Here is a 12,333-nt window from a genome sequence, read left to right as displayed (position 1 = left end):
GTGATAGACATTACCGTTTTTTAGTGGTTAATAAAAATCATTTTAATTGTTTCAGTTGCTTGTTAATAGTGTCTACGTAGTTCTTGTTTTTAAAGAATTGAATTATCCAAATTAATACATAAACCACAATGAAGATAATTGTGAATATGATTAGATAATGCACTGTTAGTGGAAACCAACCGGCAAGCATTGCTAAAGGCAAGAATCCGACATACGTTGTTATGAAATGCATTATAGTTGCTTTAGTAATGCTCCAATCTGTGTATTTAAAGATAAAATCTCCAAGGAAAAAGACGACGCCTATGAGTAACCATAAAATGATAGAAATCAACATTACGGTAGTTTCTGTGAAATGCGTATAATACAATATGCCAATAGTTGATTGTGGGTTCAGTGGATAATATTTGCCGTCTGCAAATAACATACTAAAGAACAGTGAAAGGGACAAACCAATGATTAAGCTAATAAATAATGAGTTTTTCAAATTTTTCATATTGATAAGCGCTCCTTTATAGATTTTAAATAACGTCTAGAAGAATAGGTGTAGTGTGCATCTTTAAGATACATACGTATAAGTCCATTTGGCTCTAATAATAATTTTTCAATGTAATACTTGTTGACGATTTCTGATTTGGAAATGCGAATGAAATGTTGTGGTAACTGTTTTTCTAGTTCATAAAGTCGTAATTTTAGTTTGAATTTTTGATTGCTTGTAATGGCTGTTACATTTTTATTAATAACTTGGAATGTTATAACATCTGATACATTAATGATATGGATTTCTTTGTCTATGTATCCGACTAATGTATGTGATTTGTCTAAATCATTGACTGCATTAATAATACTTTGAACGTTATCATTCATTTTAGGTGCATGTATATCAATATAAGATTCCGTCTCATTTGCATTGATAAATAAATTGAGTTTCATCATAGGTTAATGCCTCCTTCAAAATTATTAAACCATAAATGACCATCGATATATTTAAATTTTGTTGAATGGTAGAAATTAAATGTTAAGTGGCTAGAAAGCGCTAATCAATATAAAAGATACCTCCTGAAATAAAAACAGAAATGTTTTTTCAGGAGGTAGAGATTAAAGTGAATTATTTGGCAGTGTAATAGTAAAGGTGGTTACATACTCGTTACTTTGTGTGAATTGGATTGTACCATGATGCAATTCAATGATGGATTTTGTAATTGCAAGACCTAAACCATTGCTATTATCATGTTTGCTCACTTTATAAAAACGTTCAAATAAACGTGCTTCAGCTTGTGGACTAATTGGTGAACCATCATTACTTATTGTGAAAATGATATTGTTGTGACTATGTTGCAAAGCGATGTCAATGGCACCACCAACATCTGTATACTTAATAGCATTTATTAATAAATTACTCAATGCTTGATGTAACAAACGTTGATTTCCTAGGAAATTGATTGATTCTAGGTCAGCTAAAATGATTAACGACTTTTCATCAGCAGCAAATTGTTCATGTCGAATGATATCTTTAATGAGTTGATTGACTTGAATCTTATCATCGAATAATAAATGTTGGTGATTATCTAATTCGGATAAGAGCAACAATTCAGTTGTTAATCCGCTCAGCTGCGTTGTAATGGTATAGATATCATTTATATATTGTTGTCTTAATGTTTTATCAGAAGTTTGTTGTAACTCGCTTAATAAATGATGAATATGTGTTAATGGTGTTTTGATTTCATGAGATACATTTTGTACAAAATGCTGCCTCATTTGATCAACTTGTCCCAATGACTCTCTCATCTTATTAAAGTGATACTGTAATGTTCCAATTTCATCTTTGCGTGTTTGTTTGATAGGTGTTTCAAAATCACCATCAATTAAGCGTTCGGTCGCTAGCTTTAACTTTTTTACTGGACGAATGATTGAATAGGTTGATGCGATAACTAATGAAATCGAGATAAATAATAACAACATTAACAAGACGGCTAAGAATGTTCTAAACTCGCTAAATGTTTCTCCAATATCTGGACGCATAAATACTGCTATTGAACCGTCTTTTGTCTTAAAGTTAATACCAACAGTATTATCTGTTACATTGTCGAAAAATCCAGTTACGAATAATGCGAATGGTTTATCTTTAATACCATGGTAATCTTGATTATTTAATACGTTGTTAATAGCATTTTGTGATAAAGTATCTTCTCTAAATGGCTCCCCATAAAATGTCTTATGACCTTTTTGATCAATGGTCATTATTTGGTAATTCATTTGCCCTAAATGTTTGAAATATTGTTGAATGTGCGTTGGTTTAGCTGATTGTTCATATTGTCTTGCTTCTTTAAGCGTCTTCATGATTTTCGCGTCATTAGATGCTTTTAAATTATAATGATAGTAAACATTTGTTAATACAAAACTTATTAATGCACTAAATAAAATAACCGTAATGGAATAAATCGCAATTCTAGCATAGAGTGTTTTAAACATGATTCTCCACCTTATAGCCTTGTCCTCTTACTGTTTCAATTGTAAGTGTGGCATTTAATTTTTTTAATCTTTGGCGTAGTCGCTTAATATGAACGTCAACTGTTCGCTCATCTCCTTCATAATCATAGCCCCAAATTTTTTCTATTATTTGTTCACGAGTAAAGATTTGCTTAGGACGTGCTGCAAGCATAAATAATAATTGAAATTCCTTGTTCGGTAACGTCATCGTTTTATTAGATACTTGGAGTTCCAAATAGGATTGGTTTAGCGTTAAGTTGCCAATAGTCATTTCTGAATTTGAATTGATATTATATCGACGTAATACAGCACGAATTCTAAAAATAAGTTCCTTAACCTCAAAGGGTTTGGTTACATAATCGTCAGTACCGCTTATAAACGCACGCTCTTTGTCACTAAGTGCATCCCGCGCTGTTAACATAATAACTGGTATATCATAATCATTTTTTAATGTATTACATAATTGAAAGCCGTCCATACCATCCATCATAATATCTACCACTGCAATATCGACACGCTGTTTTTCTAAAAGTTTTAATGCAGCTTCACCACTTGGTTGTGTGTATGCATCAATGTGCTCTGTTTGTAAATGGCTAGCTATATAATTTAGGATTCGAGGATCGTCATCGACAACAAGACATTGCACCATAGCTATAAACTCCCTTATCTTTTTCATTTATTATACATGTAAAATATTTTTGCGTAAAAAAACAATTGTTCATATTGAGTTCATATTTCAACCTTATACTGACGCTAAAGAAGAAATAGGGAGAAGTGAATCGATATGAAATTAGCGATAAAAGAGATTATGTTTTACAAATTTCGTTATATTTTAATCACATTAATCATTCTTTTATTAAGTATTATGGTGTTATTTATTAGTGGTTTAGCTCAAGGGCTTGGTAGGGAGAATATTTCGTTATTTGAACACTTTGATAATGATGAATATGTTGTTCAAAAAATGAAAGAGCCGCAAATTGAGAAATCGCAACTTAGTGATACGCAACAGAATCAAATTAAAAAGGTAATTCATCAAGAACCATATAAAATGAATATTCAAACATTGAAATTATCTAATAAAGAACAAGATGTGATTACAATGAATGACGTTAAACAACAACGCATACAACTTAAAAAAGGTGATTATCCTAAAAATGCTCATGAGGTCGCTATTAATGATAAGTTAGCTGCAGACAACATTAGAGTCGGGGATAGATTACATTTTAAAAATAATTCAACTAGTTATAGAGTTTCTGGTATTTTAAACGACACAATGTATGCGCATAGTTCCATTGTGCTATTGAACGATAACGGATTTAATGCATTGAATAAGGTTAATACGGCATTTTATCCAGTGAAAAATTTAACACAACAACAACGTGATGAGCTTAATAAAATAAATGACGTTCAAGTTGTGAGTGAAAAAGATTTAACAGGTAATATTGCGAGTTATCAAGCAGAGCAAGCACCGTTAAATATGATGATTGTTAGTTTGTTTGCTATTACAGCAATCGTTCTAAGTGCATTTTTCTATGTTATGACGATTCAAAAAATATCACAAATTGGCATTTTGAAAGCAATTGGTATTAAGACAAGACATTTATTGAGTGCGTTAGTTTTACAAATTTTAACACTAACAATAATTGGGGTAGGTATTGCTGTGATCATCATAGTAGGACTATCATTTATGATGCCGGTAACGATGCCTTTTTACTTAACAACGCAAAATATTTTATTAATGGTGGGGATATTTATATTAGTAGCGATTTTAGGTGCCTCACTATCATTTATCAAATTATTTAAAGTGGATCCTATCGAAGCAATTGGAGGTGCAGAATAATGGCATTAGTCGTTGAAGATATCGTCAAAAATTTCGGAGAAGGTTTGTCTGAAACAAAAGTTTTAAAAGGTATTAATTTTGAAGTGGAACAAGGGGAATTTGTCATTTTAAATGGTGCCTCTGGTTCTGGGAAAACAACATTGCTAACGATATTAGGCGGATTGTTAAGTCAAACGAGTGGTACAGTGCTTTACAATGATGCGCCATTGTTTGATAAACAGCATCGTCCTAGTGATTTACGATTGGAAGATATTGGTTTTATTTTTCAATCTTCACATTTAGTTCCTTATTTAAAAGTGATAGAGCAATTGACACTCGTAGGTCAAGAAGCGGGAATGACCAAACAACAAAGTTCAACAAGAGCAATACAACTTTTGAAAAATATTGGTTTAGAAGATCGCTTGAATGTATATCCGCATCAGTTATCTGGCGGTGAAAAGCAACGTGTTGCGATTATGAGAGCATTTATGAATAATCCGAAAATCATTTTAGCAGATGAGCCCACAGCAAGTTTAGATGCCGATAGAGCAACAAAAGTTGTTGAGATGATACGTCAACAAATTAAAGAACAACAAATGATTGGTATTATGATTACACACGATCGAAGATTATTTGAATATGCAGATCGAGTGATTGAATTAGAAGATGGCAAAATAACTGATTAGTGGCTTGTAAAGACGCTAAATGTTAATGATTTAAGACATAGTAGTATAAAAGTTAGATAACAGAATACGATTTGGGTTTACAAAAAACAGGCTGGGACATTAAGTTCTTAGGCAATGTAAAAAAGCTGATTTCTATTAATTATTTGATAGAAATCAGCTTTTTTGATATGTATTTTATAATGTACAGCTCGTTGCATTCATATAGCTTGAAGTCACGTTTAAAACCATATCTATCATTATGGTATGCATATCTTTTAAAACCTATTCTTTTGTTATTAGGACATATAAATTCATCATTAAGTTCGTCATATTTCCAATTTTGAGTGTTAAAAATGTCACTTTTAAACTTTCTAGTTTTATCTTTAATAAACATGACATACGTAATAAGTGGCGTTTTATTAAAATCATCTATAATAGCCATATAGTTTTGCTCACTATCATAACATGCATCAGCTACAATATACTCCGGTAAATAACCGAAGGTATTTTGAATCATTGTTAAAAATGGAATTAAAGTTCTAGTATCTGTTGGGTTTTGAAATAGGTCATAGGATAAAACAAATTGAGAATTTGTCGCTATTTGTAAATTGTATCCTGGCTTAAGTTGGCCAAAGTGTCTTATTTTTTTAAAGTATTTAAAAGTAAAATTACATGTTAATACGTAGTATTAATGGCGAGACTCCTGAGGGAGCAGTGCCAGTCGAAGACAGGGGCCCCAACACAGAAGCTGACATATAGTCAGCTTACAACAATGTGCCGGTTGGGGTGGCTGAGACGGCACCCTAGGAAGGGACCCGTCATCAAAAATTCTATTTATAGAATTTTACAGTAATGTGCCAGATGGGCATAGCGAAGCCATTCAATACGAAGTATTGTATAAATAGAGAACAGCAGTAAGATATTTTCTAATTGAAAATTATTTTACTGCTGTTTTTTTTAGGGATTAATGTCCCAGACTCTTTAGTTTATTTATTTTCAATATAACAATTGTCTAATCAAGGATTAACGAATATTTAAAGATAGTTTGACGCAATATTAGAAACAACCTATAATAATAGTTTGTTTGTGGATTAACTATTATAAATAAAAGCGGCGTAAAGACATATAAACCAACTACTTGAACAATATAACGTTAATAACAATCTATACTGATACATTACGCCTAGATAATCTTTGATGAGCACATGTAAGAAAAAGTGATATGGTGTATGATTTCCGACACCATCGATAGATAAACCTAATTTTTGGGCTAGTCGTAAGGCGCGCAATACATGAAACTGACTTGTTACACAAACAATTTTAACTGCTTCATGATACAAATTGTTGATGATTTGTTTAGAATATAAAAAGTTTGTGTATGTATTTATAGAGTGAGATTCCATTAGTATATCTGTTTTATCAACACCATGTGCAATCAAATAACGTTGCATAGCTAAAGCTTCAGAAATTGGTTCGTCTGGTCCTTGTCCGCCAGATACAATGATCTTTGTTGCTGATGCTTGTTGTTGATAGATATCAAGTGCACGATCTAAACGCGCTGCAAGCATTGGTGTGACAAATTCGGTAAAAATACCAGCACCTAACACAATTATGATATCAACTTCTTTGTTGTATGATCTATGTCTATATGATACTGTCCAAACGAGATAACAAATAAAGGTTAGTAACAGGGAAAGACATAATATAGCTAACCACATAGACAAACCTTTCACAATAGGTGACTGAATCGTACTTATAAATAGAAGTGCTGATGTGTAGAGTACAAATTTATATGAAAAAGATAATAATTTTTTAATAAATAAGCGACTAGAAGTATGAGAAAATAAATATCTATGTTTGAATAGCATGATAATACTGATTATTATAAATGTTACAAACATAGACCAAGGGAAAGTATAGGTCATGATGCTATAGATGAGTGACAAAAATATCGATATGACAACTAAGATGTAGCATGTTAAATTTAACGTCAGAGTATAGTTGAAAATTAACGGACAAATAACGATAAGTATAAATATTAATAATAAATTCAATAACATACTGACACCTCGCTTATAATAAATATTAAATATAAATGTAGATGATTTAATTTATTAAAGCAAGGAGAAAGCAGCAACATGTAAATCTTAATTTGTTATATTATATATGGGTCAATATTTTTGTGTTTTTTAGATGTGCGATACAATGATTGCTGAGGATACTTTATAAAAATAGTAATTAGGGAGAAATAATTATGGTAAAACATTTACAAGACCATATTCAATTTTTAGAGCAGTTTATAAATAACGTTAACGCATTAACTGCAAAAATGTTGAAAGATTTACAAAATGAATATGAAATTTCATTAGAGCAGTCTAACGTATTAGGTATGTTAAATAAAGAACCTTTGACAATTAGTGAAATCACGCAAAGACAAGGTGTAAATAAGGCCGCAGTAAGCCGACGAATTAAAAAGTTAATCGATGCTAAATTAGTTAAGTTAGATAAACCAAATTTAAATATTGATCAACGTTTGAAATTCATAACCTTAACTGACAAAGGTAGAGCATATTTGAAAGAACGTAATGCGATTATGACAGATATGGCGCAAGATATTACTAATGATTTAAATTCTGAAGATATTGAAAATGTAAGGCAAGTATTAGAAGTCATCAATCATCGCATTAAAACATATAGCAATCATAAATAGGTTTTTGAAGGTGTTCAAATATAAGACTAAATATGTATGTATTGAACACCTTCTTTTTAGTTATAATTGAGAGAGTACTTTCATAAATAATGTAATAAGGTACAATTCTAAAGTAAAGTTAATCATTTCTTGAATTGTATTCTTGGGATAATATTTGTAAAATAATAATGGTAAAATAATGAAATAATTTTTGTGATATACATATAACAATTGAAGAGGAACAGAATTGAGGTGAAAGTATGAAATCTTGCCCGAAGTGCGGACAACAAGCACAAGATGATGTACAGATATGTACACAATGTGGACATAAATTTGATAGTCGTCAAGCATTATATAGAAAGTCAACCGATGAAGATATACAAACTAATAACATCAAGATGAGAAAAATGGTGCCTTGGGCAATTGGTTTTTTCATTTTAATCTTAATTATTATATTGTTCTTTTTACTAAGAAACTTCAATTCACCTGAAGCGCAAACTAAAATATTAGTGAATGCGATTGAGAATAATGATAAACAAAAAGTAGCAACATTATTAAGTACTAAAGATAATAAAGTAGATTCTGAAGAAGCAAAAGTATACATTAACTATATCAAAGATGAAGTTGGGCTTAAGCAATTTGTCAGCGACCTTAAAAATACGGTACATAAATTGAATAAGAGTAAGACCAGCGTAGCTTCTTATATTCAAACCAGATCTGGTCAAAATATATTACGTGTAAGTAAAAATGGCACACGTTATATCTTTTTCGATAATATGAGCTTTACTGCACCTACCAAGCAACCAATTGTTAAACCGAAAGAAAAAACAAAATATGAGTTTAAATCTGGTGGTAAGAAAAAGATGGTTATAGCTGAAGCAAATAAAGTGACGCCAATAGGTAATTTTATACCGGGGACATATAGAATTCCAGCTATGAAATCAACTGAGAACGGTGATTTTGCAGGCCATTTAAAATTTGATTTTAGACAAAGTAATTCTGAAACGGTAGATGTTACTGAAGATTTTGAAGAAGCAAATATATCTGTAACTTTAAAAGGCGATACAAAATTAAATGATAGTTCTAAAAAAGTAACTATAAATGACCATGAAATGGCATTTTCAAGTTCCAAAACGTATGGTCCATATCCACAAAATAAAGATATTACCATTTCAGCTTCAGGTAAAGCGAAAGATAAAACATTTACAACACAGACGAAGACGATTAAAGCTAGCGATTTAAAATACAATACAGAGATAACTTTGAATTTTGACAGTGAAGATATCGAAGACTATGTTGAAAAGAAAGAAAAAGAAGAAAACAGCTTGAAGAACAAATTGATAGAATTCTTTGCTGGATATTCTTTAGCGAATAATGCTGCGTTTAATCAGTCGGATTTTGATTTTGTATCATCATATATAAAAAAAGGATCATCTTTTTATGATGATGTAAAGAAGCGTGTATCTAAAGGAAGTTTAATGATGATTAGTTCACCACAAATTATAGATGCTGAAAAACATGGTGATAAGATTACCGCAACCGTAAGATTAATAAATGAAAACGGTAAGCAAGTAGATAAAGAATATGAGCTTGAACAAGGCTCGCAAGACCGCTTGCAATTAATCAAGACATCAGAAAAATAGAGTATAAAACTTAAATAAGATGCATGTGTCATGGAATACAAACAACATCCTTTCAAAGTATTTACAATTAGTGTGAATTACTTTGAAGGGATTGTTTTTTGTGGAAAAATTTATGAAGTGCTGAGGTTTATATCATTTTATACCTTTTATAAGTTGTAATGATGTTCATGAAACTTGTGACTAATGCTAATATATAAAAGAGCATATTTAAATTTAGTTTCTGTTCGTGATAGTTATAAACTAATCATTATATAAAGGAGATAGTCATATGAATGATTTAACGCATTTTAACAAGCGTTCACCGATATTTATTATTATTTTAGGATCTTTGACGGCCATTGGAGCATTATCGATAGATATGTTTTTGCCTGGATTACCAGATATTAGACATGATTTTCAAACAACGACGTCTAACGCACAATTAACATTATCGATGTTTATGATTGGTTTAGCGTTTGGTAATTTGTTTGCTGGTCCAATTTCAGATTCAACTGGGCGCAGAAAGCCGCTTATTATAGCTATGATTATTTTTACATTAGCAAGTTTAGGTATTGTTTTTGTACATAATATTTGGCTGATGGTTGCATTAAGATTTCTTCAAGGAGTGACAGGTGGCGCAGCAGCAGTTATTTCAAGAGCTATAGCAAGTGATATGTATAGTGGTAATGAACTAACTAAGTTTATGGCATTATTGATGCTTGTTAATGGTATTGCACCAGTTGTTGCGCCAACAATAGGGGGCATAATTTTAAATTATTCTGTCTGGCGTATGGTCTTTGTCATTCTGACTATCTTTGGCTTCGTCATGGTCATAGGTTCTTTATTAAAAGTACCTGAATCATTAACAGTGACAAATCGTGAGTCAAGTAGTGGATTAAAGACAATGTTTAAAAACTTCAAAATATTATTGAAGACGCCACGTTTTGTATTACCAATGCTCATTCAAGGTATGACATTTGTAATATTATTTACTTATATTTCTGCGTCTCCGTTTATTATTCAAAAAATTTATGGCATGACTGCAATACAATTTAGTTGGATGTTTGCAGGAATTGGTATTACGCTCATTATATCAAGTCAACTTACTGGGTACCTTGTTGATTTTATAGACTCACAAAAATTGATGAGAGGCATGACGATGATTCAGATTATCGGTGTAATTTTAGTGACGATTGTATTGCTTAATCATTGGAACTTTTGGATTTTAGCGATAGGATTTATCATTTTAATAGCACCAGTGACAGGTGTTGCGACACTTGGTTTTACAATAGCTATGGATGAAAGTAGTAGTGGTAGAGGGAGTTCATCAAGTTTATTAGGTTTAGTACAGTTTTTATTTGGTGGTGTTGCATCGCCATTAGTGGGGGTAAAAGGTGAAGATAATCCTATACCTTACATAATTATTATTATAGCTACAGCAGTTATATTAATTATTTTACAGATTTATAATATGAAGGTATTTAAAACAAATCGATGATAAACATAGTTTCTTCTATTATATTGAATTGAAAAATTAAAAAACAAAACTTGAGCTATTCATAGACCTATGAATTTAGCATCAAAAATAAAAATGCCGAGATTATTATGTGGAAATCTCGGCATTTTTATATTGATAGCACCGTTACATATGTACTATTATCTATCCATTTGGTTTAACTTTATCTAGTTGTTTTATAGCATTTCTTTATTAGAATGAAACCGTATTATTAGTTTTGAAGTTTAATCGTATTAGCCAATAAAATGTCAGCAACTTCTTCAGGTGATTCATTACAACCATTCGAAAGCCAATTAATAAACACCCCAGCTTGACCGCCTATGATATATGTAACATAAAGCTGTTTATTGGTTACTGTAGTACTATAGTCATTCATAATTTGTTGATAGTAATCTCTCGCTAAATTTATATAGTCTATGAATAATGTTTTCATTGGATAGGTAACTAAAATGTCTTTGAAAAACTGCTCATTGTGCTTGATATACTTAGCAATAATAATGAAGAATTTATAAAGTTTAAGCTTATCCTGTTTAATATTTTCGAAATTATGATGTAGCGCGCTTAGAAGAAATTGGAATTTTTCCTTATGCTTTGAGTTGATGGTATCCAATAAATCAAATTTATCTTTGTAATAATCATAAAAAGTAGAACGATTAATATTACAATACGCGCAAATCATTTTAGTGGATATTTCTTGAAAAGGATATTCAGCCATCAAATCAACAAGTGCGTTTTGAATTTCTATTTTGGCTTGTCGTTTCATATTGTTACACCTTTGTGAATTTTAACCAACACTCTTATAAAAATTGTTGGTGTTTTTTTAGTTATCATGTCTCTATAATAAATAAAGTGAATTTTAAAAGCAAATAGGAGGAAATGTTTCATGAAAAAGATGATATTAATTAATGTCATTACGGTTGTTGTACTGTTAGCAATTGGGATTGCTGGCTTTTATTTTTGGAATAAAACAACAAGCTATGTAACAACTGATAATGCAAAAGTAAATGGCGATCAAATTAAAATAGCAAGTCCTGCATCTGGACAAATTAAATCACTTAATGTTAAACAAGGTGACAAACTCGATAAAGGTGACAAAGTAGCAATTGTTACTGTACAAGGTCAAGATGGCGAAACGAAAGATATGGATCTTAAAATGCCTCAAAAAGGTACAATTGCCAAATTAGATGGTATGGAAGGTTCAATGGTGCAAGCTGGTAACCCAATCGCTTATGCATACAATTTAGATGATTTATATGTAACAGCAAATATTGACGAAAAAGATATTAAAGATGTTGAAGTAGGTAAAGATGTTGATGTGACTATTGACGGTCAAAAAGCTTCTATTAAAGGTAAAGTTGATAGTATTGGAAAAGCAACTGCTGCAAGCTTTTCATTAATGCCATCATCAAATAGTGATGGTAACTACACTAAAGTTTCTCAAGTAATACCTGTTAAAATCACTCTAGAATCAGAACCGTCTAAACAAGTTGTTCCTGGAATGAACGCTGAAGTAAAAATCCATAAAAATTAAGGGG

The 12,333-nt window shown here is 31.1% G+C and carries 13 protein-coding genes and 1 pseudogene; 7 read left to right on the top strand and 7 right to left on the bottom strand.

What is annotated here, in order from left to right; all coding sequences use genetic code 11:
* Positions 1–37: 37 nt before the first annotated feature.
* From AA076_RS12075 to hssR, 4 genes are all read right to left on the bottom strand, one after another.
* A complete protein-coding gene (locus AA076_RS12075) occupies positions 38–493 on the bottom strand; it encodes a DUF3021 domain-containing protein (RefSeq protein WP_000793169.1) in 456 nt (151 codons plus the stop codon).
* On the bottom strand, positions 490–933 hold the full coding sequence (locus tag AA076_RS12070) for a LytTR family DNA-binding domain-containing protein (protein ID WP_000977037.1): 444 nt from the start codon (positions 931–933) through the stop codon (positions 490–492). Before AA076_RS12070 ends, AA076_RS12075 begins: the two co-directional genes overlap by 4 nt.
* 162 nt (positions 934–1,095) lie before the next feature.
* Complete coding sequence (gene hssS, locus AA076_RS12065) at positions 1,096–2,469, bottom strand: heme sensor histidine kinase HssS (protein ID WP_000477329.1); 1,374 nt, start codon at positions 2,467–2,469, stop codon at positions 1,096–1,098.
* Positions 2,462–3,136, bottom strand: a complete 675-nt coding sequence (hssR, locus tag AA076_RS12060) for a DNA-binding heme response regulator HssR (protein WP_000249497.1) — start codon at positions 3,134–3,136, stop codon at positions 2,462–2,464. The genes hssS and hssR overlap by 8 nt, the downstream gene beginning before the upstream one ends.
* 135 nt (positions 3,137–3,271) lie before the next feature.
* On the opposite strand from hssR, the gene AA076_RS12055 reads away from it, so the two are divergent.
* Both AA076_RS12055 and AA076_RS12050 read left to right on the top strand, forming a co-directional pair.
* Complete coding sequence (locus AA076_RS12055; RefSeq protein WP_000761395.1) at positions 3,272–4,327, top strand: ABC transporter permease; 1,056 nt, start codon at positions 3,272–3,274, stop codon at positions 4,325–4,327.
* Entirely contained in the window at positions 4,327–4,992 is a 666-nt protein-coding gene (locus AA076_RS12050) for an ABC transporter ATP-binding protein (protein ID WP_001229911.1), read from the top strand. Before AA076_RS12055 ends, AA076_RS12050 begins: the two co-directional genes overlap by 1 nt.
* Before the next feature lie 187 nt (positions 4,993–5,179).
* On the opposite strand, the pseudogene AA076_RS12045 reads toward AA076_RS12050, so the two are convergent.
* Both AA076_RS12045 and AA076_RS12040 read right to left on the bottom strand, forming a co-directional pair.
* A pseudogene (locus AA076_RS12045) lies at positions 5,180–5,602 on the bottom strand (transposase); the annotation flags it as partial.
* 460 nt (positions 5,603–6,062) lie between these two features.
* Positions 6,063–7,031, bottom strand: coding sequence for a YdcF family protein (locus tag AA076_RS12040; RefSeq protein WP_001836331.1), 969 nt, complete (start codon positions 7,029–7,031; stop codon positions 6,063–6,065).
* A gap of 194 nt (positions 7,032–7,225) precedes the next feature.
* Here AA076_RS12040 and AA076_RS12035 point away from each other — a divergent pair, with 194 nt between their 5' ends.
* The 4 genes from AA076_RS12035 (at position 7,226) to AA076_RS12015 (ending at position 10,780) form a co-directional block, all read left to right on the top strand.
* Positions 7,226–7,681, top strand: a complete 456-nt coding sequence (locus AA076_RS12035) for a MarR family transcriptional regulator TcaR (RefSeq protein ID WP_001836330.1) — start codon at positions 7,226–7,228, stop codon at positions 7,679–7,681.
* A gap of 239 nt (positions 7,682–7,920) precedes the next feature.
* Positions 7,921–9,303 (top strand): glycopeptide resistance protein TcaA, encoded by a 1,383-nt coding sequence (tcaA, locus tag AA076_RS12025; protein WP_000833797.1) that lies wholly within the window; start codon positions 7,921–7,923, stop codon positions 9,301–9,303.
* Between the two features lie 30 nt (positions 9,304–9,333).
* On the top strand, positions 9,334–9,462 hold the full coding sequence (locus AA076_RS15545) for a hypothetical protein (protein ID WP_001790052.1): 129 nt from the start codon (positions 9,334–9,336) through the stop codon (positions 9,460–9,462).
* A gap of 109 nt (positions 9,463–9,571) precedes the next feature.
* Positions 9,572–10,780: a putative multidrug effflux MFS transporter TcaB gene (locus AA076_RS12015; RefSeq protein ID WP_000999131.1), complete on the top strand. Its 1,209-nt coding sequence runs from the start codon at positions 9,572–9,574 to the stop codon at positions 10,778–10,780.
* A gap of 229 nt (positions 10,781–11,009) precedes the next feature.
* Here the strand turns inward: AA076_RS12015 and AA076_RS12010 are convergent, their stop codons facing one another.
* Positions 11,010–11,561, bottom strand: coding sequence for a TetR/AcrR family transcriptional regulator (locus AA076_RS12010; protein ID WP_000828570.1), 552 nt, complete (start codon positions 11,559–11,561; stop codon positions 11,010–11,012).
* A gap of 120 nt (positions 11,562–11,681) precedes the next feature.
* On the opposite strand from AA076_RS12010, the gene AA076_RS12005 reads away from it, so the two are divergent.
* A complete protein-coding gene (locus tag AA076_RS12005) occupies positions 11,682–12,329 on the top strand; it encodes an HlyD family secretion protein (protein WP_000738247.1) in 648 nt (215 codons plus the stop codon).
* The last annotated feature ends 4 nt before the right edge of the window (positions 12,330–12,333 follow it).

Origin of the sequence: Staphylococcus aureus (assembly GCF_001027105.1) — a bacterium.
Classification (GTDB): domain Bacteria; phylum Bacillota; class Bacilli; order Staphylococcales; family Staphylococcaceae; genus Staphylococcus; species Staphylococcus aureus.
The sequence above is the reverse complement of the archived record's forward strand: the minus strand, read 5'-3'. Positions and strand labels throughout refer to the sequence as shown.

What these genes read in the sequence shown, in the direction of transcription:
- AA076_RS12075 (WP_000793169.1), bottom strand. Translation starts at nt 493, where the DNA reads ATGAAAAATTTGAAAAACTCATTATTTATTAGCTTAATCATTGGTTTG.
- AA076_RS12070 (WP_000977037.1), bottom strand. Translation starts at nt 933, where the DNA reads ATGATGAAACTCAATTTATTTATCAATGCAAATGAGACGGAATCTTAT.
- hssS (WP_000477329.1), bottom strand. Translation starts at nt 2,469, where the DNA reads ATGTTTAAAACACTCTATGCTAGAATTGCGATTTATTCCATTACGGTT.
- hssR (WP_000249497.1), bottom strand. Translation starts at nt 3,136, where the DNA reads ATGGTGCAATGTCTTGTTGTCGATGACGATCCTCGAATCCTAAATTAT.
- AA076_RS12055 (WP_000761395.1), top strand. Translation starts at nt 3,272, where the DNA reads ATGAAATTAGCGATAAAAGAGATTATGTTTTACAAATTTCGTTATATT.
- AA076_RS12050 (WP_001229911.1), top strand. Translation starts at nt 4,327, where the DNA reads ATGGCATTAGTCGTTGAAGATATCGTCAAAAATTTCGGAGAAGGTTTG.
- AA076_RS12040 (WP_001836331.1), bottom strand. Translation starts at nt 7,031, where the DNA reads ATGTTATTGAATTTATTATTAATATTTATACTTATCGTTATTTGTCCG.
- AA076_RS12035 (WP_001836330.1), top strand. Translation starts at nt 7,226, where the DNA reads ATGGTAAAACATTTACAAGACCATATTCAATTTTTAGAGCAGTTTATA.
- tcaA (WP_000833797.1), top strand. Translation starts at nt 7,921, where the DNA reads ATGAAATCTTGCCCGAAGTGCGGACAACAAGCACAAGATGATGTACAG.
- AA076_RS15545 (WP_001790052.1), top strand. Translation starts at nt 9,334, where the DNA reads ATGGAATACAAACAACATCCTTTCAAAGTATTTACAATTAGTGTGAAT.
- AA076_RS12015 (WP_000999131.1), top strand. Translation starts at nt 9,572, where the DNA reads ATGAATGATTTAACGCATTTTAACAAGCGTTCACCGATATTTATTATT.
- AA076_RS12010 (WP_000828570.1), bottom strand. Translation starts at nt 11,561, where the DNA reads ATGAAACGACAAGCCAAAATAGAAATTCAAAACGCACTTGTTGATTTG.
- AA076_RS12005 (WP_000738247.1), top strand. Translation starts at nt 11,682, where the DNA reads ATGAAAAAGATGATATTAATTAATGTCATTACGGTTGTTGTACTGTTA.